Genomic DNA, 1,709 nt, shown 5'->3' on the forward strand with positions numbered 1-1,709 from the left:
CCGGAAAAACTTTAAAGACGGACTCAATCTCAGGAACAACGGGTTCAAAATCCAGCTATAGTACCAGCGGTAGCATTGCCGATTATAAGAAACAAGGGTATGAGTTGGTCACCGATGGCTATCCAGCAGATTTGACGTTCGACAATGATGACACAACTGATCAGAATTTCACGGTTCACTTGAAGCATCAAAACATTCAGTCTACAGAGGCCAAAACCGTTACAGAAACTATTCATTATCAAGGCGCTGGTAATCAAACTCCTGCTGATAACACCGCTCAAGTGACCTTTACGCGTCAAGTCTCAACTGATGCGGTTACAGGTGAAAAGACCTATGGGTCTTGGTCAGCTGATCAAAGCTTTGCGGCAGTGACTAGCCCGGTTATTAAGGGTTATACGCCAGATCAAGCTGAAATTGGGGCACAAACTGTGAGTGGTGACGCTATTGATCTTGACTTCACGGTGGTTTATACCAAGGATGCGCCAACAAAACCAGTTAACCCAAGTCAACCAACGACGCCAGCAAAACCGGTTAACCCAAGTCAACCAACGACGCCAACAAAGCCGGTTAACCCAAGTCAACCAACGACGCCAACAAAGCCGGTTCAGGCTGGTCAAGCAGCGGCTACTAATTTTGTGGATCAACGGTTGCCTCAAACTGGTGAAACTGATCAACAACACATGACGCTGAGTGGCTTATTACTATTAGCCATGAGTAGTTTGTTAGGACTCTTCGGAATGACTAAGCGGCAGCGCAAAGAATAGGATGATATTATATGCTAAATCATCGGCAAACTAAGAACCAGTTTGAGAGCTTAACAACCCTGCAAGCTATTCAGAATCAGGCATACCAGATGTTAGTGCAAGGACTGGCCAAAACTGACTTTTCAATGCGTGAGTGGGGAATATTAGTCTATCTTGAACAACATGGGCAAGCTACTGCTAGTGAATTATCTGATGCATTCACGGTCACGCGCACACTAATTTCCAGGAATACTTGGCGATTGATTCAAGATAATTTAATTCAATCACAAGTGAATCCAAATGATCGACGAGTTGTTTGGCTATCTTTGACTGTTAATGGCCAAGAAAGGGTCCAGGAAGGTGTTCGGCAAGTGCAAGAAAATTTAAAAACTTTCAACCAAAGTCACGATTTGGAGAAGTTGACTAAACAAGTGGAAACTTTGTCACAACAACTGGCTAAGATAAATTAAAAGTTTTTCAAAGTAAGTAAAGATGCCTTAACGTAAATAAAGATCGGTCCGTTAAAACCCTTGGGTTTGAGCAGACCGGTCTTTTATTGAAGTGAAGCAAATTTAAACATTAAGATTATTTTTGGCTCGTGACAATAATCATTTTGTATACCCAAGTAATTAATCGAGCGTTGCAAGTATCAAAGTGTCTCCCCGTTAAAGGGCTTAGATATATTAGATGCAATTTTTTGGACGTCTTGAATATATAATGAGTAAAGTGTTTAGATAGAACAAGTCAGGTCACAACTTAACAGTTGTGGCCTCTTTTTTGATACTGTATAATTAAAGGGTTAGAACCGTGTCATTACTTAATGACATAAGTAAGGAGATAAAAAGATGAAATATGGCTATGCGCGGGTCAGTACCACTGATCAGAAATTAGCAAATCAAATTGAGTTACTAAAATTGGCAGGAGCAGAAAAAATCTTTCAGGAAAAGTTTACTGGCACAACTACTG

At 41.0% G+C, this 1,709-nt stretch carries 3 protein-coding genes; all 3 read left to right on the forward strand.

From position 1 onward, the window contains the following. Positions 1 to 764, forward strand: a 764-nt coding sequence (locus AAA939_RS15060) for a mucin-binding protein (protein ID WP_338231083.1), incomplete at its 5' end; no start/stop codon positions are given. 11 nt (positions 765 to 775) lie between these two features. Further along, positions 776 to 1,213 carry a MarR family winged helix-turn-helix transcriptional regulator gene (locus AAA939_RS15065; protein ID WP_128537208.1) on the forward strand — a complete coding sequence of 146 codons (438 nt, stop codon included), beginning with the start codon at positions 776 to 778 and terminating at the stop codon, positions 1,211 to 1,213. Between the two features lie 375 nt (positions 1,214 to 1,588). Then, positions 1,589 to 1,709: recombinase family protein (locus AAA939_RS15070; RefSeq protein WP_182995444.1), on the forward strand; the 121-nt coding region annotated here is incomplete at its 3' end.

It is taken from the genome of Lactiplantibacillus paraxiangfangensis (assembly GCF_036246185.1).
Lineage (GTDB): Bacteria > Bacillota > Bacilli > Lactobacillales > Lactobacillaceae > Lactiplantibacillus > Lactiplantibacillus paraxiangfangensis.

Excerpts from the sequence above, each read along its gene's own strand:
- AAA939_RS15065 (WP_128537208.1), top strand. The coding sequence starts at position 776 with ATGCTAAATCATCGGCAAACTAAGAACCAGTTTGAGAGCTTAACAACC.